Annotated in this window: 23 protein-coding genes and 1 other RNA gene; 7 read left to right on the forward strand and 17 right to left on the reverse strand. The window is 36.8% G+C overall.

Annotated features, from left to right (window positions below):
• Nucleotides 1-5: 5 nt before the first annotated feature.
• On the reverse strand, nt 6-1412 hold the full coding sequence (locus HMPREF0014_RS13060) for an amino acid permease (RefSeq protein ID WP_006581689.1): 1407 nt from the start codon (nt 1410-1412) through the stop codon (nt 6-8).
• 39 nt (nt 1413-1451) lie between these two features.
• Nucleotides 1452-2702: a kynureninase gene (gene kynU / locus HMPREF0014_RS13065; RefSeq protein ID WP_004886901.1), complete on the reverse strand. Its 1251-nt coding sequence runs from the start codon at nt 2700-2702 to the stop codon at nt 1452-1454.
• Between the two features lie 146 nt (nt 2703-2848).
• On the opposite strand from kynU, the gene gigD reads away from it, so the two are divergent.
• Together gigD and HMPREF0014_RS13075 are read left to right on the forward strand one after the other, a co-directional pair.
• On the forward strand, nt 2849-3298 hold the full coding sequence (gene gigD / locus HMPREF0014_RS13070; protein ID WP_004886900.1) for an Lrp/AsnC family transcriptional regulator GigD: 450 nt from the start codon (nt 2849-2851) through the stop codon (nt 3296-3298).
• Nucleotides 3299-3341: 43 nt separating this feature from the next.
• The gene (locus HMPREF0014_RS13075; RefSeq protein ID WP_004886899.1) at nt 3342-3878 is read left to right on the forward strand and encodes a GNAT family N-acetyltransferase; all 537 of its coding nucleotides are present in this window, start codon (nt 3342-3344) and stop codon (nt 3876-3878) included.
• Between the two features lie 51 nt (nt 3879-3929).
• On the opposite strand, the gene HMPREF0014_RS13080 is transcribed toward HMPREF0014_RS13075, so the two are convergent.
• Complete coding sequence (locus HMPREF0014_RS13080) at nt 3930-4223, reverse strand: hypothetical protein (RefSeq protein ID WP_004708422.1); 294 nt, start codon at nt 4221-4223, stop codon at nt 3930-3932.
• Between the two features lie 114 nt (nt 4224-4337).
• Entirely contained in the window at nt 4338-4574 is a 237-nt protein-coding gene (locus HMPREF0014_RS13085) for a hypothetical protein (RefSeq protein WP_004886896.1), read from the reverse strand.
• Between the two features lie 360 nt (nt 4575-4934).
• Between HMPREF0014_RS13085 and HMPREF0014_RS13090 the strand changes: the two genes are divergently transcribed.
• The 4 genes from HMPREF0014_RS13090 to HMPREF0014_RS13105 all read left to right on the forward strand — a co-directional run bounded on the left by HMPREF0014_RS13090 (nt 4935) and on the right by HMPREF0014_RS13105 (nt 7780).
• Complete coding sequence (locus HMPREF0014_RS13090; RefSeq protein ID WP_004886894.1) at nt 4935-5621, forward strand: HAD-IA family hydrolase; 687 nt, start codon at nt 4935-4937, stop codon at nt 5619-5621.
• Entirely contained in the window at nt 5605-6045 is a 441-nt protein-coding gene (locus tag HMPREF0014_RS13095; RefSeq protein WP_002049587.1) for a S4 domain-containing protein, read from the forward strand. Before HMPREF0014_RS13090 ends, HMPREF0014_RS13095 begins: the two co-directional genes overlap by 17 nt.
• A gap of 145 nt (nt 6046-6190) precedes the next feature.
• On the forward strand, nt 6191-7243 hold the full coding sequence (recA, locus tag HMPREF0014_RS13100; RefSeq protein WP_004886891.1) for a recombinase RecA: 1053 nt from the start codon (nt 6191-6193) through the stop codon (nt 7241-7243).
• A 54-nt stretch (nt 7244-7297) separates the two neighbouring features.
• Nucleotides 7298-7780 carry a regulatory protein RecX gene (locus HMPREF0014_RS13105; RefSeq protein ID WP_004886889.1) on the forward strand — a complete coding sequence of 161 codons (483 nt, stop codon included), beginning with the start codon at nt 7298-7300 and terminating at the stop codon, nt 7778-7780.
• Nucleotides 7781-7794: 14 nt separating this feature from the next.
• Here HMPREF0014_RS13105 and ffs read toward each other — a convergent pair.
• An RNA gene (gene ffs / locus HMPREF0014_RS25390) (signal recognition particle sRNA small type) lies at nt 7795-7891 on the reverse strand.
• Nucleotides 7892-8206: 315 nt separating this feature from the next.
• On the opposite strand from ffs, the gene HMPREF0014_RS13110 reads away from it, so the two are divergent.
• Nucleotides 8207-9091 (forward strand): YbgF trimerization domain-containing protein, encoded by an 885-nt coding sequence (locus HMPREF0014_RS13110; protein ID WP_004886888.1) that lies wholly within the window; start codon nt 8207-8209, stop codon nt 9089-9091.
• Between the two features lie 55 nt (nt 9092-9146).
• Here HMPREF0014_RS13110 and lpxA read toward each other — a convergent pair whose 3' ends face one another.
• The 12 genes from lpxA to rimO all read right to left on the reverse strand — a co-directional run bounded on the left by lpxA (nt 9147) and on the right by rimO (nt 21511).
• Nucleotides 9147-9935: an acyl-ACP--UDP-N-acetylglucosamine O-acyltransferase gene (gene lpxA / locus HMPREF0014_RS13115; protein ID WP_002049604.1), complete on the reverse strand. Its 789-nt coding sequence runs from the start codon at nt 9933-9935 to the stop codon at nt 9147-9149.
• The gene (gene fabZ, locus HMPREF0014_RS13120; protein ID WP_002049600.1) at nt 9932-10417 is read right to left on the reverse strand and encodes a 3-hydroxyacyl-ACP dehydratase FabZ; all 486 of its coding nucleotides are present in this window, start codon (nt 10415-10417) and stop codon (nt 9932-9934) included. The genes lpxA and fabZ overlap by 4 nt, the downstream gene beginning before the upstream one ends.
• A 6-nt stretch (nt 10418-10423) precedes the next feature.
• A complete protein-coding gene (gene lpxD, locus HMPREF0014_RS13125; RefSeq protein WP_004886885.1) occupies nt 10424-11494 on the reverse strand; it encodes a UDP-3-O-(3-hydroxymyristoyl)glucosamine N-acyltransferase in 1071 nt (356 codons plus the stop codon).
• A gap of 4 nt (nt 11495-11498) precedes the next feature.
• Entirely contained in the window at nt 11499-12002 is a 504-nt protein-coding gene (locus tag HMPREF0014_RS13130; RefSeq protein WP_002049593.1) for an OmpH family outer membrane protein, read from the reverse strand.
• A 41-nt stretch (nt 12003-12043) separates the two neighbouring features.
• On the reverse strand, nt 12044-14632 hold the full coding sequence (gene bamA, locus HMPREF0014_RS13135; protein ID WP_022575604.1) for an outer membrane protein assembly factor BamA: 2589 nt from the start codon (nt 14630-14632) through the stop codon (nt 12044-12046).
• Nucleotides 14613-15968, reverse strand: coding sequence for an RIP metalloprotease RseP (gene rseP, locus HMPREF0014_RS13140; RefSeq protein WP_004886881.1), 1356 nt, complete (start codon nt 15966-15968; stop codon nt 14613-14615). Before rseP ends, bamA begins: the two co-directional genes overlap by 20 nt.
• Before the next feature lies 1 nt (nt 15969).
• Nucleotides 15970-17166 carry a 1-deoxy-D-xylulose-5-phosphate reductoisomerase gene (gene ispC / locus HMPREF0014_RS13145; RefSeq protein ID WP_004708403.1) on the reverse strand — a complete coding sequence of 399 codons (1197 nt, stop codon included), beginning with the start codon at nt 17164-17166 and terminating at the stop codon, nt 15970-15972.
• Entirely contained in the window at nt 17167-17991 is an 825-nt protein-coding gene (locus HMPREF0014_RS13150; protein WP_002049666.1) for a phosphatidate cytidylyltransferase, read from the reverse strand.
• Nucleotides 17991-18743 (reverse strand): polyprenyl diphosphate synthase, encoded by a 753-nt coding sequence (gene uppS / locus HMPREF0014_RS13155; RefSeq protein WP_004708401.1) that lies wholly within the window; start codon nt 18741-18743, stop codon nt 17991-17993. The genes HMPREF0014_RS13150 and uppS overlap by 1 nt, the downstream gene beginning before the upstream one ends.
• Before the next feature lie 4 nt (nt 18744-18747).
• On the reverse strand, nt 18748-19302 hold the full coding sequence (gene frr, locus HMPREF0014_RS13160) for a ribosome recycling factor (RefSeq protein ID WP_002049637.1): 555 nt from the start codon (nt 19300-19302) through the stop codon (nt 18748-18750).
• A gap of 85 nt (nt 19303-19387) precedes the next feature.
• Nucleotides 19388-20116, reverse strand: a complete 729-nt coding sequence (gene pyrH, locus HMPREF0014_RS13165; RefSeq protein ID WP_000852257.1) for a UMP kinase — start codon at nt 20114-20116, stop codon at nt 19388-19390.
• Between the two features lie 51 nt (nt 20117-20167).
• Nucleotides 20168-21511, reverse strand: a complete 1344-nt coding sequence (gene rimO, locus HMPREF0014_RS13170; protein ID WP_000856678.1) for a 30S ribosomal protein S12 methylthiotransferase RimO — start codon at nt 21509-21511, stop codon at nt 20168-20170.
• Nucleotides 21512-21782: the final 271 nt, after the last annotated feature.

Raw genomic sequence — 21782 nt, forward strand, 5'->3', positions numbered from 1 at the left:
AGCGATCACTTCAACGTTTCTTCACCAGAATTGAGATTTAGCTTTACAGTTGAACGTTTTAAGTAAAAGCAAAATATCAGAACAAGAACTAAAGGCACTCCAAACTGTAAAGTGGATTTAAACTCATTGGTAAACCAGGTAGTTACTGTAATACTTAAAATCGCAATAAACCCAAACAACGAGATAAATCGACTAGCGGGAATTTTAAATTTTAGCTCGATGTTTTGCTGTGTCATTTGTTTTCTAAAAAACATATGTGTCACAAAGATACTGCCCCAAGTGAACAATGCACCAAACATCGATAGCGCAATCATAATTGGAAACGCAGAAGCCGGATTAATCGTATAAACAATACTAGCAATACCAATCCCTACCGCAGATAGCAACAGCGCATTTACTGGCACACCATTACTACTGATTCGGCCAAAAACTTTTGGAGCATCACCTGCACGTGACAAACTAAACAACATACGGGTTGAAATATAAAGCATGCTATTCATCGCAGATAAGGCAGCTACAATTACAATAAAATTTAAAATACTATCTGCATATGGGATACCAACAATCTTCATGACCATAACAAAAGGACTAGTTGCATCTGCTCCAATCAGAACAGTCCACGGCACCAAAGTAACGATTTGAAATAAGGATAATAAGTAAAATAAAATGAGTCGTAGCGCTGTGCTTTTAAATGCCTTTTTTACTGCTTTTTCAGGGTCTTTAGCTTCACCAGCTGCGACAGCAATCATTTCTATACTTAAGTAACTAAATATAGAAATAATGACTCCGATCCATACTCCACTAAAGCCATTTGGAAAAAAGCCCCCATGACCTCTCAAATTAGTAACTACTTGATTCATTCCCTGATTACTTTGCGTCAATATACCAATAGATAAAAGAATAAATACGATAATGGCAAAAACTTTAATTGTGGAAAACCAGTACTCGACTAACCCGAAGGCTTTTACACTATAGGCATTTACAACAAGTAAGGTGAGTGAAAAAAATCCAATCCAGACCCAAGAGCCTACATTCGGAAACCAGAGCTTCATATAATCAGCAACGGCGGTAATTTCGGTACCTACAGCCAGCACAATACAAGCCCAGTAACAGTAGCGAACTAAAAAACCAGCAAGTGGACTTATATAATGTTCTGCATATGCACCAAATGAGCCCGAAGTAGGATGCTGAACCGTCATCTCAGCCAAACAAGCCATAAGTGCAAAAGCAATTAAACCACCAATCGCATAGCTGACTATAACTGCGGGACCTGCAAAGCTAATTGCAAATTTGCTTCCCATAAATAATCCGGTTCCAATTGCTCCACCAATCGCAATCATCCCCATCTGTTTTGCAGATAACTTTTTATGCAGCCCAGCTTCTCTATTTTGTATTTCATCAAAATTACTCATAGGCCCTCCTAGCCATTTGTTTTATTTTGATTCCTTATATCAGGTCACTTCACCGCGAACTAAATAACGCTTGTTTTTCCACTCACTATTCAGCATGGTTTCTTTTAAATGCTGTACTGCATTCCAGATATCTTCAAAGCCCAGATACAAAGGTGTAATACCGAATCTCAAGACAGCAGGTTCACGATAATCACCAATCACGCCACGTGCGATAAGTGCCTGAATGATTTCATAACCAAACTCATGGCGATAACTGACATGACTACCACGATATTTATGATCTAAAGGAGTAATTAACTCAAATCCAAATTCAGAACATTCTTGCTGTACCAGCTGAATGAATAAATCAGTTAATTTCAGCGATTTTTCACGGATTTTTTGCATATCAGCATGCAGGAAAATATCTACTCCGCACTCAATCAGACTCATAGAAATAATTGGCTGAGTCCCACATAGATAGCGACGAATACTATTCGCTGGTTCATAATGCTGGGCCATATCAAATGGCTTTTTATGACTCCACCAACCGGATAATGGTTGCCAAAACTGATCACGGTGTTTTTCATTGACCCATAACAATGCTGGAGAACCAGGTCCACCATTTAAATATTTATACGTACAACCAATCGCGAAATCACTATCAGCTTGATTAAGATGCATAGGCGCAGCACCAACTGAGTGACATAAATCCCAAATAACTAGAGCATCTTGAGAGTGAATCTGTTTATTAATAGATGTCATATCGTAGAAATACCCAGTACGATAATTCACATGAGAAAGAACTACTACAGCAACATCTTTTTCTAGAACTCGAGCTAAGTCTTCTACTCCATCAATCAATTCAACTTGATAGCCCTTTTGAATTAAATCAATAAAACCTTCAATAATATAAATATCTGTTGGGAAAGCATCCTTTTCCGCAACAATTATTTTATGTTCAGGAAATTTTTCAGCCTGAATTTTTACCGCTGCTGATAAAACTTTAAATAAGTTTAGTGTAGTTGAATCTGAAATAACAACTTCACCCTGTTCTGCACCAATCAATGTGGCTACCTTATCGCCCAGTCTAGTAGGTAGCCCCCACCAATCAGCCTTATTCCAACTATTGATCAGATCTTCTCCCCATTCTTGGGAAATAATATGCTGAGCGACAGACAAAGATTTCTTTGGTCTAGCGCCTAAAGAGTTACCATCTAAATAAATGACACCTTCTGGTAATGCAAATTCATCTTTAAATTTTTTGAGTTCGTCTTCCTGATCCCAATACAAACACTGTTCACGAGTAATCATTTGGTATTGCACCTATTTCAACATTTCCTTTGTATTTGAATTTTATCATGGTGATTCTTTCGATTTATTCGATAATATTTGATCAAAAACAGATAATTTCGTATAGAATTCTAATTAAAATTAAAAAACATGTATGGAATTCGAAAATGAATGTAGATGCAATTGATTTAAAAATTTTGAAGTATTTACAAGATAATGCCCGCTTAAGCAATCAAGGACTTGCTGATCTCGTTAATCTTTCAGCCTCTGCTTGTCACAGACGTGTCAAGATTTTAGAAACCAACGGAATTATTGAAAAATATCAAGCGAAAGTTAATTATGAAAAATTAGGAATAAAAATTGAGGCGATAGTTGAAATAAAACTTGCTCAACTCACCGAAAATGACCACAACTTTTTCTTAAGCCAGATCAAGAATTTTGATGAAGTCATTAATGCCTATATCATTACAGGCGAATGTAACTATGTACTGCATGTGGCCACTAAAGATCTAAATTCTTTTTCTCATTTTGTTATTAATACACTCAATAAAATTAAAGGAGTGATAAGCATTAATTCTAAGATTATCTTACAGAAAATTATACAAAAGCCACTCTAGACTATGTGGTTAAATTAAAAATTATATTTAAAGAGCTTTTACCATGATCGAAACCAAACGTTTAATCTTAAGACAATGGAAAGAAACTGATGCTACCTCCTTTATCGAAATGGGTTTAGATAAAGATGTTATGCGTTTTTTTCCAAAGCTTTTATCTGCTACTGAAAGTATAAATTTAATTCAAAGAGCATCGGCCCTTATTGATGAAAAAGGTTGGGGATTTTGGGCTTTAGAATTAAAAGAAAACCATGAATTTATCGGTTTTATTGGTCTACATGACCAACCAGAACAATTTGATTTTTCTCCATGCATTGAAATTGGCTGGAGACTTGCTACAAAATATTGGAAAAAAGGTTATGCCACAGAAGGAGCAAAAGCAGCTTTGGACTATGCCTTTAATGTTCTGAATAAAGATAAAGTGGTTTCTTTTACAGCAACGGTAAATAAGCCATCACAAGCCGTCATGGAAAGACTAGGAATGTGTAAAGTTAAACACTTCAATCACCCCAAGCTTCCAGATGGACACGCCCTTCAAGAACATGTTCTTTATGAAATAAATAATCCTAATTTTGGGTTATAAAGGTGTAAAATAGGATATATTTCAACCGTTCCAATGAATATAAAATAAAGGTTATTCATCGAAGTCATAACCTACCGAAGTGGAATGCTCCCAATATTCATTAATTTTATCTGCAATAGCTTCCTTATCCATTGTAGTTAAAACATAGAAAAGTTTTGCCTCTTTGTTTTTCCTCAAAATTAATAAATTGTAATAGTCATATTCGGGGCCATTTAGCCCCAATGATGGCTGTTCTTCACAATGCTTCTCAGCCTTGTAATGCCATTCAAGTTTATAAGTATCAATACCATTAGCAGCATTGATCACTATGCCATCATTGGCTCCGCCAATAAATCCAATTTTCATTGCCTGCTCTAAATTGTTATTCGGATAATTTTTAATATAACTTTAAACAAGTACGGTTCAATTTATAAAATGTTTGCCAATACGTATCCTATGTAAATCAAAATAACGAATTCATTATTTCATGGCACGTAAATATTCATAAGCCTCTTTTTCATTACTCTCTAGATGAACTGTTGCTTCTGTCTCATCATTTAAAGTTTCATTTATTATTTTGGTACCTTCATAAGAAATTTGATGACCTATTTGGAAATCTGCTCCTAATGCATCAATCACAATGAATTGTCCAGCAGCATTTGAAGCTATAAAAAAACTATTATTACGATAGCCATATCTAATTGTATATAAGCCCACTTTTATTCCAACTTTTAATAATATTTAAATAATGATAATTCCATAGAGTTCATAGAAAAGCAAAAATACTTATCAAAAAATGATCTCCTAACAAATACAACTCTATATTTTTTAATATATTTTTATTAATCCTCCACACTATTCCTTTTATATAAATATTTTTCAAAAAATTTGTTTCAGCGATCTTATTGAGTAGTCTAAATCTAAGAACTCTCTTGTTATCTCTCTGTTTACCTAGTACAGACTATTTAAATTATAAAATGATGAAATAACCATAAATCAGTCCGTTTTATCGTCTTTAATGATTATAATCTTAAATTACTTTTCTTCCATGTCTGTTTCAATTGGAGCTCTCAAAACATGCATAAAATAGTGCTTTTCGATATGGACGGAACTTTATTGGATTTGGCTTTCGATGATTTTATCTGGAATGAATGCTTACCTGAACGACATTCTCAGACGCATCAAATCCCTTTAACACAAAGCCATGAAATATTAAGCCAGTTTTATCGTAGCAATAAACATACTCTTTCCTGGTATTCTTCACAGTATTGGACAAAAACGACAGGTGTAGATGTTTTAAATCTTCAAAAAGAATTTCAGCATAAAATTAAAGCACGATCAGGATGTATGGAGTTACTTAATACTCTGAAAGAACAAGGCTATCAATGCTGGTTAGTGACCAACGCAGACTGTGCAAGCTTACAGTTAAAACTTGATAACATCCCTATTCAAGATTTTTTTGATGTGATTGTATCTAGTGAACAAATTGGTTATGCGAAGGAAGACCTTAAGTTTTGGCAAGAATTACAAGGCTTGCATTATTTTGAACCCCAAAACACTATTTTTTTAGACGATACTATTCAAGTTTTAAAAACTGCAGAAAAATTTGGTATAAGACACTTGTTTACTATCTTACAGCCCTCAACTCTTAAGAGTAAAAGACAGCTACAAGATTTAGAGTATAAAGCACTAGATCAGCTTACAGAGCTACTGTCTATTTTGAATCAAACTGATAGAAAGGATAATGATGTCAAAATTGCGTGAAAACGATGCTGTAGAAACCATGCGTGTCGACAAATGGTTATGGGCAGCACGTTTTTTTAAAACCCGTTCTATTGCTAAAGCTGCAATTGAAGGGGGAAAAGTGCATCACAATAATGAACGTGTAAAAGTTTCTAAAGAAATTCGTGTTGGAATGGAACTTGTTGTTCAACAAGGTTTTGATAAAAAGACAGTTGTTGTTAAAGCACTTTCCAATACCAGAGGACCGGCTCCTATTGCACAACAGCTTTATGAAGAAACCGAAGTAAGTATTGCAAGACGGGAGTTGATTGCTTCGCAACGAAAATTGCATAATCTAGCTCGACCTGACCATAGACCAAGCAAGAAAGATCGGCGACAAATCAATCGGTTTAAACAGGATAACGATCAACATTATGAAGACCACTGGTCATATAATGATGAATAAAAACGTCGAGTTGTGTCGCACTCACATATACAATATATAGAAGCTAGAGAAAAAATCTGTCAGTATTAGCCCTGTGAAACAAGTTGAGATTCAATGCATCCACTTGGGTTAAACGTGATGAACATAGAGTATTGAGGTTTTTGAGATGGATGAGAATAAAAGCAAAGCATTACAAGCCGCTTTGAGCCAAATTGAGAAACAATTTGGTAAAAATACGGTTATGCGTCTCGGTGACAACACTGTTCAAGCAGTTGAAGCCGTATCTACAGGTTCTTTAACTTTAGACATCGCATTGGGGATTGGTGGTTTACCAAAAGGCCGTATTATTGAAATTTATGGTCCTGAATCTTCTGGTAAAACCACAATGACATTACAAGCAATTGCTCAATGTCAAAAGTCTGGTGGTACATGTGCCTTCATCGATGCAGAGCATGCCCTAGATCCTCAATATGCACGTAAGCTTGGTGTAGATATTGATAACCTACTCGTTTCACAACCTGATAATGGTGAGCAAGCGCTTGAAATCGCTGATATGCTTGTTCGCTCAGGTGCAATTGATTTAATCGTTGTGGACTCAGTAGCTGCTCTTACACCTAAAGCAGAGATTGAAGGCGAAATGGGTGACTCTCATATGGGTCTACAAGCACGTCTTATGAGCCAAGCACTTCGTAAAATTACTGGTAACGCTAAACGTTCAAACTGTATGGTTATCTTTATTAACCAAATCCGTATGAAGATTGGTGTTATGTTTGGTAGCCCAGAAACCACGACTGGTGGTAACGCTCTTAAGTTCTATGCTTCAGTTCGTCTAGATATTCGTCGTATTGGTCAGGTAAAAGAAGGCGATGAAATTGTTGGTTCAGAAACTAAAGTTAAAGTCGTTAAGAATAAAATGGCTCCTCCTTTTAGAGAAGCTATTTTCCAAATTCTATACGGTAAAGGTACTAACCAATTAGGTGAACTTGTAGATTTGGCAGTACAGCAAGATATCGTTCAGAAAGCTGGTGCATGGTATTCATATCAAGGCAATAAAATTGGCCAAGGTAAGAATAATGTGATCCGCTATTTTGAAGAAAATAAACACATTGCTGAAGAGATTGAACGCAATATCCGTGAGCAATTGTTGACTACAGGTACAAATGGCACAGTGCAAATTGAAGATGATGAAGAAGAACCAGATCTTTTATTAGAATCTTAATTACACCTAAGTCATAAAAACGCCCTTCGGGGCGTTTTTTACAAGGAAATATATATGTTCAAAAGAAACAATGAACAATCTCAACAGCGTCCACCACTCACTGGCCAGCGTTTGCGCTCATATGCTTTTGCTTTACTTACTCGACGAGACTACTCTAAAGCAGAACTCATTGAGAAATTAGCCCGTTATGCACAAAATATAGAAGAAGTGAACCAACTCGTTGAAGAGTTATCTGAACAAAATTACCAAAGTGATCAGCGTGTTGCTGAGCAAATGCTTGCAAGTCAGATTCGTAAAGGTAAAGGACCGAAACGCATTCAACAAGCTTTAAAAACTAAACAGATCGAAAATGATTTAATTGCCGACGAAATTCACGAAATTGATTGGGTAGAACAAGCTTATCAACTTAAAGTTAAGAAGTTTGGAGAAGAGATAGAGAAAGACCCAAAACTTAAAGCAAAGCAGATTAGATTTCTACAATATAGAGGATTTGATTTAGATGTAATTTTAAAAGCGATCCAAAGAAAATTGGATTAAAGGAATGGTGGCAACCCCACTAGCAAAACTTCGGCACATCATAGATCTGCTACCGTTGCTACCTTCCGGTCCTGGCGGGGTTCACAGAGTACAATTGCGAAGCCACCAGCGGGGCTACCATTGCAAAACAAAGTATAGAGATTTTTAAAAGAGTTGCAACCCTTCTCTGGCTTTTTCAGCAAGTTTTTGTTTCGATTGATTAATTCATCAGCAAAAATTGCTTAAACCCCCCAAAATGTAGTTTTCTGAACTTATGCTCTTTTCTTATTTTGCATAAAATATGCTTGAAGATTGTAAACTATCCTTGCATTTAAACTGTTAACTGCTTTAATTGCATTGATCAATGAAAAACCTTAGATATTTAGAGAATTGTTTTTATATTCCTGTGTCAAGGTGGCTTTTATATAAAATTATGGATTTATACACATGCAAATGAAGAAGCATTCTTTATTATTTATTGCCTTAATGAGTACCACTTCTCTATACGCAAACATTCCTATTGAGTCTCGTGGTTTAAGTCAAAATGATGGCAGTGCATCTAATACTTCTTCAAACAATATTTCAGTTCCTACAAACTTAAACTGGGAGCTTATGCAAAAAAATCAACAACTAGAAAATGATATCCGCACTTTAAGAGGTCAATTAGAAGAACAAGCGAATGATATTGACCAATTAAAAAAAGACCTTGCGAATAGATATACCGATTTAGATCAACGTTTAGAATTATTACATCAAAAAGTTGACCCTGATAGTACTACACAAGAAGACGGTACAAATACCAATACTAATAGCGCCACACCTGCTAGTCCATCAGTATCCCAATCTCAGCCTGCAGATGGAAATAAAGTAGTTGCCGCCCCATCTCAAACGTCTGAACAACAATCTAATACACCAGTAACCAACACTCAACCAGCGACTACTGCTCAAAACCAATCTAATCCACTTGAATTAGAAAAAGCCGCTTATACAGTAGCTTTAGATGCTTATAAACAAGGTGGAGCAAAAAAAGCAATTGCTCCGATGCAAAACTTTATTAAAAACCATCCTAACAGTATTTATACAGGCAATGCTTATTTCTGGTTAGCCGAGTTTCATTTAGCTACAGACCCGGTGAACTACAATGAAGCAAAGAAAAACTACAATATTGTCGCTAGCCAATATCCAAACTCTAGCAAGGCACCTCGAGCACTCTATCAACTATATAGTATTGCCAAAGATGTCGATAAGAATACTGTATCAGCTAATCAATACAAAAATAAGTTACTTACTCAATATCCTAAATCTGAAGAAGCTAAATTCTTTAAAAAATAATTTAGGCATAAAAAAAGACACTGTTAAAACAGTGTCTTTTTTTATGCCTTATTGATTAGCGTACAATTCCACGCTCGGATTGCTCAAGAGAGTCAATTAATAATTGAGCTTCTGGAACAGAAGGCAAAATTTCACTTTTAATTTGCTCAACAGCTTGAACAGAGGTTAGACCAGATTTAAATATCAATTTATAAGCTTCTCTTAAGCCCTGAATTGTATTTTTAGACCAACCTTTTCTTCGCATACCTTCAATATTTATACCAAAGGCATGCGCAGGATTACCAGAAGCCATAACATAGGCTGGTACATCTTTAAGAATCAGTGAGGCCCCACCAATCATGCTATAAGAGTCAATCTTACAGAATTGATGAATTCCAGAATTACCACCGACAATAACATGATCACCAATATGTACGTGTCCAGCAACACCAACATTATTAGCAAAGATATTGTGATCACCTACAATACAGTCATGTGCAATATGAGTATTTACCATCAATAGGTTATGACTACCTATCTTAGTCAATGAATTATCTTGCACAGTGCCTCTATGTAAGCTGCAATGTTCGCGAATTAAATTATTGTTACCAATTTCAAGCCAAGTTTCTTCACCTTTATATTTGAGGTCTTGACAAACTTCGCCAACACTTGCAAATTGAAAGATCTCATTATTTTGACCAATTCTGGTAAAACCACCTACTACCACATGAGAATGTAATTTAGTACCAGCACCAATAGTCACTTGAGGACCAATAACACAATAAGGTCCGATTTGAACATCTGAAGCAATCACTGCAGATGGATCAATAATGGCGGTAGAATGGATTAAATCGTGATTGCTCATGCCTGCTCTGTTTTTTGGTGTGAAATCATAATCTCAGCGGTTGCCGCTACAATGCCATCAACGCTAGCTGTACAATTGTATTTGTAAATACCGCGCTTCTGCATTACCAACTCGGATTTTAATACAAGTTGGTCGCCTGCAACTACTTGTTTTTTAAATCTAACTCTTTCTGCACCAGCAAACAGGAACAAAGAACCTGGTTTTGGCGTCTCATTGTTCATAATAAAACCTAGAACGCCTGAAACTTGAGCTAGTGCTTCAACAATTAGAACACCAGGCATAATTGGATATTCTGGGAAATGTCCTTGTAGAAACTCTTCATTGATAGAAACATTTTTATAACCAACAATACTATTGTCAGTAACTTCAATCACACGATCAACCAATAAGAATGGGTAACGATGCGGCAAATATTGACGAATCGTTTGAATCTGCATTGGTAATTCAGGGATGGCAAATTTAGGTGTAGTTGACTCGGTCATAATATTCTATTTACGCAAATTAAAAGTTGATTCAAGAGACTCTATTTGAGCTTGTATATGATCAAGTCGTTTAGTGATTTGGGTCAATGGCACATCTGCTAATTGTCTCAAGCGCACAATCGTCTTTTTCCACTGGCTATTTTCGAACAATCCAATTCCTGAAGAATAAGTTCCAGCCTCAGAAATATTTTTTGTGACCATTGACATTCCAGTTAAAGTCACATTATCAGCAATTGAAAGGTGACCTGCTACCCCACATGCGCCTGCTAGAATACAGTTTTTGCCAATTTTTGTACTACCCGCAATGCCACAGGTAGCTGCAATAGCAGTATTTGAACCAATATGAACGTTATGTGCAATTTGCACAAGGTTATCAATAATTACACCATCTTCTAAAATTGTATTATCAAGAGCACCTCGATCAATACTACAATTTGATCCAATTCGAACATCATTTCCGATTAGAACTGATCCTAACTGAGCAATACGGTGCCATTTACCTTGATAGGGAGCAAAACCAAAACCTTCACTACCAATTACAGTATTTGAATGAACACGCACCCGGTCGCCCAATTTAGAACTACCTGTAATGGTGACATGAGAGTCAATAAAACAGTCTTTCCCAACTTCTACATCATCATCAAGTTTGGTATGTGATTGAATGATTGTGTTATCACCTACTACACAATTCTCACCAATGACTACATAGTGACCAATATAAGCAGCTTCTGAAATAACAGCAGAAGGATGGATTTGAGCAGTACTCTCTATACCTTTTGAAGTAAGCTTTTTATCAAATACATGAGTAAGGATTGCAAAAGCAAGATAAGGATTATCAACAATAATAAAATTATCTTTTTCAGGAAGATATTCTTTTAAAGTAGCAGTAACAATGAAAGCCCCTGCACGACTTGCTTTAGCTTGTTCGAGATATTTATCACCATTTACGAAAGTAAGATGATTAACCTCTGCATTTTCCAAACTTGCTAAGTTCGAAAATTGAAGACTACCTTCACCAATTAACTCACCTTTAACAAGGTGAGCTAATTCATCTAAACGAAATTGTTGCACTTTCATTAATTTATTTCATTGAATTAACCTTTTGTATCATTTTATCAGTTAAATCATACTTAGCGTCATAGGCAACAGTTGAATTTTTATTCAAAATAAAGTCAAGATTATTTTCTTTTCGTAATTGCTCAGCAGCTTGCTTAACTCTAGACTCAAAAGTTGTGTTCATACTTTGCAAGCTAGTTTGAACTCTAGACTGTAAGCCCTGTTGTGTTGAATTAAATTCATTTAACTTTGATTGATACTGAGATTGTAATTTTTTAATCTCATCTTCTTTCATTTTTTGACCTTGGGTCTGCGCTTGACGTTGAAGCCCTTCTAACTCTTTACCTAATTGCTCAAGTTTAGTCGTTGTTGGTTTCACAGACTGATTCAAGCTTGCGTTTTGTTGTTTCAAATAAGTACTGCTCTCAACAACTTTAGCAAGATCAATCACCCCATAACCGGCTGCATTAGCTGCTACCGAAGCCACCGTCAAGCCTAACCCTAACATTAATGTATTTAATTTTTTCATGTAAATTTCTTTCCTTATTTCGTTGTTCAATAAGATCGTACTTAGAAAGTACGACCAATTTCAAACTGGATTTCTTTAGTTTCATCACCCGGTTTATCATTTAACGGGAATGCATAGCTAAGTGATAATGGTCCAATCATAGTAATCCAGGTTACACCCACACCCACGCTATAACGTAAGTTACCTAAATCAAAGCCATAGTTATCTTCACAATATTTCTTAACATCTGTAATAGTTTGGCCATTAATCATCATGCCTTTATCACCGTATACAGAGTTATTAATATTACATTTGGTATCGAAGACCTGACCACCTTCTGCAAATAGTACAGGACGTACTTGACGAGTCCAATCACCTTTAAATGGCATAGGTAATGCTAATTCAGTACCAAATTGAACTAATGCATTACCACCCACATTTTCAGGTGAAGGATCATTCTGTTTTGTTTCTTGTAAATTTACACTGGCATATTTAGGTCCTAAAGTACTATTGTCATAGCCTCGAACAGAACCGTAACCACCCGCATAGAAGTTTTTATAGAATGGTAAATCGTTACCATAACCCAGCTTACCATAACCACGAAGCACAAAGCCTGATTTACCAATCGGTAAGAATGCTTGTGTATCATAAGTTAATTTTTGATAGTCAACATCACTACCTGGCAGGCCAATTTCAAGACCTACTCGGTGAGACATACCTGATGTTGGGAAAATCGGTCTATTTAAAGTGTTATATGACCAACCCAAGTTTAAATTATAAGTAAAGAACTCGCCATCAAAAGCACTATCATATTCTTTAAAACCACCTTCACATGTATCAGGTATTGGTTGATTTGTTTCAGGGTCAGTCTCGGTCTTACCAGTTGGACACCAATTCGACTTACCAGTTGCCTTACCACCATTTGCCAATAAATAGTCACGCACATAGGTAGAAACATAAGGGCCAGTCGTTACTTTAGTATTATCAATACCTAGAGATGCACTTAAGCTTTGGTTTTCATCAATTGGATAACCAAAGCTTAAACTACCACCAAAACTATCCGTTACGTAGTTGTTAACGTTATAGTTATCATTTAACTTAGTTTTACGATAATAAACGTTATAACCACGACTTACCCCATCAATAGTAAAGTATGGGTCAGTAACACTTAGATTATAATAGTCTTGAGTTTCTGAACGAGACAAATCAATTGCAACTCGGTTACCAGTACCCATAAAGTTAGTCTGACTAAGTCCAGCTTGGAACGTAATACCACCATTTTGTGAATAACCTACAGCTAATGTGGTAGTACCTGAATGTTGTTCTTCAACATTTACGTTCAAATCGACTTGGTCAGGAGAGTTTGGAATACGGGCAGGCTTAATATCAACTGTTTTAAAGAAACCTGTACGCTCTAAACGAACTTTAGACAAATCAATTTTTTCATTACTTGCTAAAGCACCTTCCATTTGACGCATTTCACGACGTAATACTTCATCAGAAGTTTTACTATTACCAGTAAAGTTAATACGACGCACTGTCACTTGCTGACCTGGGTTTACATAATAATTTAAGTCAACCACACCAGTTTCATTATTAATTTGCGGAACAATATTCACATCAGCAAAGTAATAACCTGCGTTACCATACTTTCGTAGAAGTAATTGCTTAACTGCATTTACCTTTTCTTGTGAATAGGTATCGCCATCTTTATAAATTTTTAGTGCTTGTAACTCTTCAGGCTTATAAAGTGCATCACCTAAGAATTTAGTTTGACCAAATTTAAATTGGTTACCTTCCTCAACAGCAACTTCAATAAAGATATGTTTTTTATCTTCACTAATATTAAGCTGGGAATTATTAATATTAAAATTAATATAACCCTTGTTAAGGTACATAGCACGCAATGCTTCAAGGCTTGCAGCCATTTTCTCACGCGCATAACGGTCATTACGTGTAACGATTGAAGCCCAACCACTTTCTTTAACAGCAAATGCCTGTTTGATTTCACTGTCTTTAAAAACAGTATTACCAATTACATTGATATCAAAAACTTTTGCTGGCGTTCCTTCGTTAAAATTAAGTTTTAATTCAACGCGGTTATTTGGTCGCGCAACGGTATCAACAGTAACACTAGCATCATAACGACCTTGTTGGGTGTATTGCTGCTCTAATTCTGTTTGAATGGTTTGCAAAGCAGATTTCTTAAAAACCTCACCTTCTGCAACACCCATTTTTTTAAGGCCTTGTTCTAATGCCTCTTTAGGAATAAGTTTATTACCCTTAAATTCGAGTTTTGAAATAATAGGGCGTTCAATGACATTAAAGACCAAAGTATCGTTATCTTTTGATGCTTTAATATCATCAAAAAGACCCGTGGCATACAATGTTCGAATTGCTTCGGCGATCATCGGTTCATTAACGCGATCGCCACTGTTGATTGGCAACATGGTATAAACATTTGCAGGAGTAAGACGGACTAAGCCGTTTACACGAATATCTCTAACAACGAAATCATCAGCTGCATATGCTTGTTGTACCGCTGCCATAGCGCTAACAAGTGCCAAAGGCATTAAAAAATGTGTGTGCCGCATGCCAGTTTTTTCCAGTAAGTTATAAATCCATATACGTTTACAAACGCATAAAGTCATTAAATAAAGCTAAAAGCATCATACTACCGAGCAGTACCATACCAATTTTTAGACCAAACATTTGTATTTGTTCAGAAACAGGTTTCCCTCGAATAGCTTCAATAATGTAATACACTAGATGACCACCATCTAACATTGGAATTGGTAATAAGTTTAAAATTCCAAGACTTACACTCATTAAAGCCATAAAAGAGATAAAAGTTTCCCATCCCATTTCTGCACTTTGTCCAGCAACTTTTGCAATGGTAATTGGGCCAGAAAGATTTTCTAATCCAATTAATCCTTTAACCATTTTCACTATTGAATTCAAAATCATGCTAGAGATTTGGCCAGTTTTATCAAGTGCCATTTCAAAAGCTTGTATTGGAGTATATTGAATTGTTTGCTTATATTCGTCAGGAATTGTAATTTTTCCAGCATCACTTTTTACACCAAGTACACCATTGACCTGTCCCATATTATCCCGCTTTCCTTGCGGCATAACTTGTAAATGTACTAATTGCTCATGGCGTAAAACATCAATATTAAGCAATTTTTCTGGAGAACGCTGTACGACTTCAACAACATCAAACCAATCTTTCATAGGCTGGCCATCAATCGCAACAATACGATCACCTACTTTCACTCCTTGACGAATAGCCGCACCATCTTCTGTTAAATCTGTTACCACAGCAGGAATTACAGGACGATAAGGCAAGAAGCCTAATATATCCAATGCAGATTCATTCTGGTTTTTTAAAAAATCTTTAATGGGTAAGACAAAATTTTTCTCTGTACCTGCACGATCAATATCGATATTTACAGTACCTGTCTCACCTACACGATCAATTAAAGCAAAATTTAGTTTTTCCCAAGTTGTAGTCTCTTTTCCATCAACAGCAATAATTTTGTCACCCACATGCAATTGGGCCTCTGCAGCTGGAGAATTTGGAATAATTTTACCAATTTTGGTATTTAATTGTTGTTGTGCTGGTAAAAACAAAACCCAAAAGAGAAGTACAGCAAAAATTAAGTTAATTAGTGGCCCTGCAGCAACAATAGCTATACGTTTCCATGGTTTTTGTCTATTAAAAGCATACGGTAGATCTTGTTCTGCGACATTACCTTCACGCTCGTCCAACATTTTGACGTAGCCACCTAAAGGTAAAGCAGAAAGCTGATACTTGATACCCGATTTTTTAGAGGTCCATTTCAATAAAGTTGGACCAAAACCAATTGAGTAAACTAATACTTTAACCCCAAGTTTGCGTGCAACCCAGTAATGGCCAAACTCATGAATTGCAATTAAAGGACCAAGTAAAAGAGCTGCTGCTGCAATCATAAAAAGCGCATTCATTTCAGCCTCCAATACTTGATATATATTTCTGAGCTATAGATCGAGCCACTTTATCTTTATCTAAAATGCACTCAATGCTTTCAGCTGCGGCATTCTCTAACTCTTGCAAAGTATGCTCTACCACTTGTGGAATATGTGTAAATCCAATCCTTTCCTTTAAGAATGCTTCAACAGCAATTTCATTTGCCGCATTCAAAATGGTAGGTGCCAAACCTCCTGCACGCATTGCTTGTCTTGCTAAATTTAATGCAGGAAATTTTTGGGTATCGGGCGCCTGAAAATTAAGTTGAGAATACTCAAATAAATCTAAAGCAGGAACACTTGTTTGTAAACGCTCAGGCCATGCTAATGCATGTGCAATTGGCGTACACATATCAGGATTACCCATTTGTGCTAATGTTGAACCATCAACATACTGCACCATAGAGTGAATAATACTTTGTGGATGAACAACAACTGTAACAAAATGTTCAGATATTGAAAATAAATGACACGCTTCAATTAACTCCAACCCTTTATTCATGAGAGTAGCCGAGTCAACTGAAATTTTTTGCCCCATTGACCAATTTGGATGTTTACATGCTTGTTGGGGTGTTACATGTTCCAACTGTTCCAAGGAATGATTTAAGAATGGGCCACCAGATGCTGTTAGCAATATTTGAGATACGCCTAGTTGTGGTTGTCCAGTTCTCTCAACTTGTAAATAGTTATGAGGTAATGACTGAAAAATGGCATTATGCTCTGAATCCACTGGTAATAATAATGCCTGATGATCACGAGCAGCTTGCATCATGATTTCACCAGACATAACCAATGCTTCTTTATTTGCAAGCAATACTCGTTTACCAGCTTTAACAGCTGCCAAAGTAGGCAACAGTCCCGCTGCCCCGACAATTGCTGCCATAACAATATCAACATCTGTATGTGATGCGATCTCAACCAGACCATCTTGCCCAATTAAAATATCAATACCTTGTATATTTTGTTGAGCAAATAAGGTGGTTAGTTCAACTATTTTCTGTTCAGGAACAACGACCACTTTAGGGCGGAACTGTTTGCAGATTTCAACAAGTTCAGAAATTCGACTATGTGCCGAAACTGCAAAGACTGAATACTTATCTGGATGTTGGCTTAAAATTTTTAATGTACTTTGCCCAATAGAACCAGTTACACCCAATATGCAAACAGATTGTGTCATCTATAAATCTACACCAATAAGCTTTAATATATACATTCCCGTTGCAAAAATCGGGGCTGCCGCGAGTAAAGAATCAATACGATCCAACACACCACCATGACCTGGCAAAACACGGCCAGAATCTTTAATACCAGCACGGCGTTTAATCATCGACTCAAATAGATCACCTAATACTGAACCGAATACTGTGACTAAAGATAAGATCAGGAATAAAAGTTGTTGAACCCAAGTTAAGTTTAAATATTGATATTGCACTACAAGCATTACAATAATTGTAGTGAGAATACCACCATATAAACCTTCTACTGATTTATTAGGGCTTACCGTAGGTGCCAATTTTCTCTTACCGAATTTACGACCTACGAAGTAAGCTCCACTATCTGCACCCCATACAAGCAAGAACAAATACATCAACCACCATGGTGAGCTTTGCCATACTACAAAAATTGCAGTCACTGCTGCACAGATAAGAATTAAACCAATGACATAAAGGGTCGCGTTATACCACCCATCAAATTCAGGAAAGGACTTAACCCAATATACACTAACGAGCCAAGTTAAAATTGAAGCAGACCATAGCAGTAATGCAATGTCGTGAAAGAACAAGGCAACGCCCGAAACAAAAGCAACAAGTAGACCATAACCCCATGCTTTAGGTTTTACTACGGCGCCAGCTTCATGAGGCATCAACTTATACCATTCATACCCCGCAACCGCTGCTGCTACAATCATAAGTACCAACATTGGATAATGTGATTGCGTAGCAAACATACAGCTTAAAACAACTGCAACAAGTACCAATGCGGTAACAATCCGCTCTAACATTATAATTTCTCGATTTTCTCTTGCTGAATTTGTTCAGATGTTTTACCGAAACGACGTTCACGCCCTGAAAAAACATTCAGTGCATGATCGAATTCCTCGACTGTAAATTCCGGCCACAAAGTATCCGTAAAATACAGTTCCGCATAAGCTGCTTGCCATAACAAGAAGTTAGATATACGGAAATCTCCACCTGTACGGATCAACAAGTCCACAGCTGGCAGATCGTTTAGACTGACATATTTTTCGAACAAATCAACATTTATTTGATCAGCGTCAATTTCACCACGTGAAACTGCTTGGGCAACTTGTTTAGCTGCATTTGCAATATCCCACATACCCCCATAGCTAATCGCAATGGTTAATGTCATGGTGTCATGATGTACTGTTTGTTGCTCTGCATCTTCCATTAAGGCAACTAAATGTGAAGGTAATCTAGAACGATCCCCTATAAAACGCAAAGCAATATTGAATTTCTTCATGCGAGGTATTTGCTCATGAATGGTTTCTTCAAGAAGCTTCATAAGCAGATCGACTTCATATTGTGGTCGATTCCAATTTTCACTCGAAAATGCAAAAACAGTTAAAGCACGGACACTAGTTTTTATACAATGTTCAACAATAGGATCAAGAATATTTTTACCTTCTCGATGCCCATCACCTTTTTGCATTTGATTTTTCTTTGCAAAGCGGTTGTTGCCATCCATAATGATGGCAACATGCTTAGGAAGATGATACTCTTCTGATTCGGTCATAAAATTAGACCTTCATCAATTCTGCTTCTTTCGCTGCAAGACGCTTATCTACTTCTGCAACATATTTATCAGTGATTTTTTGGATATCATCACCTGCACGACGCTCATCATCTTCAGAGATTTCTTTCTCTTTCAATAATGCTTTGATATCACCTAAAACATCACGACGAATGTTACGAATAGCAACTTTTGCATTTTCAGCTTCACTGCGTGCAACTTTCTGCATATCACGGCGTGTTTCTTCAGTTAAAGCTGGTAAAGGTACACGGATTGAATCAGCAGTAATTGGATTCAAACCTAAATCACTTTCACGAATTGCTTTATCAATTGCAGATACCATTGTACGTTCAAACGGTTGAACGATAAGCGTACGAGAATCTTCAACACCAACGTTCGCTACTTGGTTTAAAGGCACATCAGAACCATAGTAAGGAACCATTACCCCATTTAAAATTGATGGGTGTGCACGGCCGGTACGAACTTTAGCAAACCCTTGTTCCAAAGACTCAAGAGTTTTCATCATACGCTGTTCGCTGTCTTTTTTCAGATCGTTAATCATATGATCTTCCTTACTTATTTATTCAAGGATGTATATAACAAATTTAATTTAGCGCTAGTATAAAGAGCTTTGCGGCACACGTACATTATTTAGTAACGCGTGTACCCTCTTTTTCACCCATTACAACTGATAAAAGCGCACCAGATTTATTCATATCAAATACTTGCAATGGCACATTGTGGTCACGGCATAAGCAAATTGCTGTTAAATCCATAACACCTAACTTCTCATCTAACACCTGATCAAATGTTAAATGATCGTATTTCACTGCATCTTCATATTTGCTTGGATCTTTATTATAAACACCGTCTACTTTGGTTGCTTTCAAAATTAAATTTGCTTCAATTTCAATACCACGTAGACATGCTGCTGTATCAGTTGTAAAGAATGGGTTTCCTGTTCCCGCAACGAAAACACAGACCTCGCCTTGGCTTAAATGACGAATTGCATCACGACTTGAGTATGACTCTACAACAGTACCAATTGGTAGTGCAGACATAAGACGAGTTCTGATGTTACGACGCACCAATGCATCACGCATTGCCAAACCATTCATGACAGTCGCAAGCATACCCATTTGGTCACCTGTTACACGGCCAACCAAACCATCTTTTTGCAACTGGCTTCCACGATATAAGTTACCGCCACCAACAACGATACCTACTTGCACGCCCAAGCCTACCAAATGCGCAATAGAAAGTGACATCTGATCTAAAACTTGAGCATCAATACCCATATCTTTATTACCTGATAAAGCTTCACCAGATAATTTTAATAAAATTCGTGAATAACGGGGGCTGATTGTTTCCGCCATGATTTTGCTCCAAGACCTCTTAAACTGAATGCTTTTTGAATCGCGATTCGATTAGACCGATTTAATTTTAATTAACTTTGCAAATAAGTCGTATTCATCCGCATCGGTAATTTCGACTTCCAACATATCGCCTGGTTGAATCGTGCTCTTATCGATATCTTCTACAAAGACATTACCGTCAATTTCCGGGGCATCGGCATAAGAACGTGCAACAGCAACAGGATATTCATCTTCCAAACTATCGACTAATACAGTCATCGTTTGACCAATACGTTTTTGTAATTTGGCAGCAGATATTTGCTGCTGCACTTGCATAAAGCGCTCGTAACGCTCTTGCTTAATTTCTTCTGGCACATGATCTGGTAAATCATTTGCCGTAGCGCCTTCTACTGGTGAATAGGTAAAGCACCCTACACGATCAAGTTGAGCTTCAACCAACCAATCGAGCAAAATCTGGAAGTCTTCTTCAGTTTCGCCTGGAAAACCAACCACAAAAGTAGAACGGATTACAAGATCAGGGCATTTTTCACGCCATAATTTAATTTTTTCTAAAGTATTTTCACTATGTGCCGGACGTTTCATTAATTTAAGAACACGTGGGCTTGCATGTTGGAAAGGAATATCCAGATAAGGCAGGATTTTACCCTGAGCCATCAAATCGATTACTGCATCAACATGTGGATATGGATATACATAATGTAGACGAACCCAGATTCCAAGCTGTCCAAGTGCTTCACACATGTCAAAGAATTTGGTTTTTACAGGTTGGCCATTCCAGAAGTCCAGCTTATATTTAGTATCTACACCATAAGCTGAAGTATCTTGTGAAATAACCAAAATTTCTTTCACACCTGCGCGTTTTAATGCGGCAGCTTCTTCTAATACGCTACCAACCGGACGTGATACTAAATCACCGCGCATGCTTGGGATGATACAGAAGGTACAACGATGGTTACAGCCTTCAGATATTTTCAAATAAGCATAATGTTTAGGTGTTAAACGGATACCTTGCTCAGGAACAAGATCAATAAACGGATTATGTTTAGGCGGTGCTGGCACATATTCATGTACAGCTTCCATAACGTCCTGGTAAGCTGCTGCACCAGTGACTTTTAAAACATTAGGGTGCATTTGACGAATTTTATCTTCGTCTTTACCCAAACAACCTGTAACAATAACTCGGCCATTTTCACTCATGGCTTCGCCAATTGCATCTAACGATTCTTGTACTGCAGATTCAATAAAACCACAGGTATTAACAACAACTAAATCAGCACCATCATAATCTGATGCAACTTGATAACCTTCAGTCTTTAACTGAGTTAAAATTCGTTCAGAATCTACCAATGCCTTAGGACAACCTAAAGAAACAAAACCGACTTTGGGGGTCTTCATGAATCTGCGCTCCACTTGAATGCGCGTATTGTATGTCTTTTCTCGTCTCAAGCATAGGTGGAAACCCCACTCTTTGTGTAATGCACCAAAATACAACCAATATTTGCACCAAAACTCAATATTGCACCAAGTTGGATCATGATATCATTGGTATATACATCCATATTTTTGACCAAAAGATATTAAGAACGATTTTAGAGCGCTTTAACTACGCTTAAAACCTTAAAATAATCCATAAACAAAGTTGGCGTACATTTTGCATCATGCATGT

Origin of the sequence: Acinetobacter sp. RUH 2624, from assembly GCF_000162375.2 — a bacterium.
In the GTDB taxonomy this organism is placed as follows: domain Bacteria; phylum Pseudomonadota; class Gammaproteobacteria; order Pseudomonadales; family Moraxellaceae; genus Acinetobacter; species Acinetobacter nosocomialis.

What these genes read in the sequence shown, in the direction of transcription:
- HMPREF0014_RS13060 (WP_006581689.1), bottom strand. Translation starts at nt 1,412, where the DNA reads ATGAGTAATTTTGATGAAATACAAAATAGAGAAGCTGGGCTGCATAAA.
- kynU (WP_004886901.1), bottom strand. Translation starts at nt 2,702, where the DNA reads ATGATTACTCGTGAACAGTGTTTGTATTGGGATCAGGAAGACGAACTC.
- gigD (WP_004886900.1), top strand. Translation starts at nt 2,849, where the DNA reads ATGAATGTAGATGCAATTGATTTAAAAATTTTGAAGTATTTACAAGAT.
- HMPREF0014_RS13075 (WP_004886899.1), top strand. Translation starts at nt 3,342, where the DNA reads ATGATCGAAACCAAACGTTTAATCTTAAGACAATGGAAAGAAACTGAT.
- HMPREF0014_RS13080 (WP_004708422.1), bottom strand. Translation starts at nt 4,223, where the DNA reads ATGAAAATTGGATTTATTGGCGGAGCCAATGATGGCATAGTGATCAAT.
- HMPREF0014_RS13090 (WP_004886894.1), top strand. Translation starts at nt 4,935, where the DNA reads ATGCATAAAATAGTGCTTTTCGATATGGACGGAACTTTATTGGATTTG.
- HMPREF0014_RS13095 (WP_002049587.1), top strand. Translation starts at nt 5,605, where the DNA reads ATGTCAAAATTGCGTGAAAACGATGCTGTAGAAACCATGCGTGTCGAC.
- recA (WP_004886891.1), top strand. Translation starts at nt 6,191, where the DNA reads ATGGATGAGAATAAAAGCAAAGCATTACAAGCCGCTTTGAGCCAAATT.
- HMPREF0014_RS13105 (WP_004886889.1), top strand. Translation starts at nt 7,298, where the DNA reads ATGTTCAAAAGAAACAATGAACAATCTCAACAGCGTCCACCACTCACT.
- HMPREF0014_RS13110 (WP_004886888.1), top strand. Translation starts at nt 8,207, where the DNA reads ATGCAAATGAAGAAGCATTCTTTATTATTTATTGCCTTAATGAGTACC.
- lpxA (WP_002049604.1), bottom strand. Translation starts at nt 9,935, where the DNA reads ATGAGCAATCACGATTTAATCCATTCTACCGCCATTATTGATCCATCT.
- fabZ (WP_002049600.1), bottom strand. Translation starts at nt 10,417, where the DNA reads ATGACCGAGTCAACTACACCTAAATTTGCCATCCCTGAATTACCAATG.
- lpxD (WP_004886885.1), bottom strand. Translation starts at nt 11,494, where the DNA reads ATGAAAGTGCAACAATTTCGTTTAGATGAATTAGCTCACCTTGTTAAA.
- HMPREF0014_RS13130 (WP_002049593.1), bottom strand. Translation starts at nt 12,002, where the DNA reads ATGAAAAAATTAAATACATTAATGTTAGGGTTAGGCTTGACGGTGGCT.
- bamA (WP_022575604.1), bottom strand. Translation starts at nt 14,632, where the DNA reads ATGACTTTATGCGTTTGTAAACGTATATGGATTTATAACTTACTGGAA.
- rseP (WP_004886881.1), bottom strand. Translation starts at nt 15,968, where the DNA reads ATGAATGCGCTTTTTATGATTGCAGCAGCAGCTCTTTTACTTGGTCCT.
- ispC (WP_004708403.1), bottom strand. Translation starts at nt 17,166, where the DNA reads ATGACACAATCTGTTTGCATATTGGGTGTAACTGGTTCTATTGGGCAA.
- HMPREF0014_RS13150 (WP_002049666.1), bottom strand. Translation starts at nt 17,991, where the DNA reads ATGTTAGAGCGGATTGTTACCGCATTGGTACTTGTTGCAGTTGTTTTA.
- uppS (WP_004708401.1), bottom strand. Translation starts at nt 18,743, where the DNA reads ATGACCGAATCAGAAGAGTATCATCTTCCTAAGCATGTTGCCATCATT.
- frr (WP_002049637.1), bottom strand. Translation starts at nt 19,302, where the DNA reads ATGATTAACGATCTGAAAAAAGACAGCGAACAGCGTATGATGAAAACT.
- pyrH (WP_000852257.1), bottom strand. Translation starts at nt 20,116, where the DNA reads ATGGCGGAAACAATCAGCCCCCGTTATTCACGAATTTTATTAAAATTA.
- rimO (WP_000856678.1), bottom strand. Translation starts at nt 21,511, where the DNA reads ATGAAGACCCCCAAAGTCGGTTTTGTTTCTTTAGGTTGTCCTAAGGCA.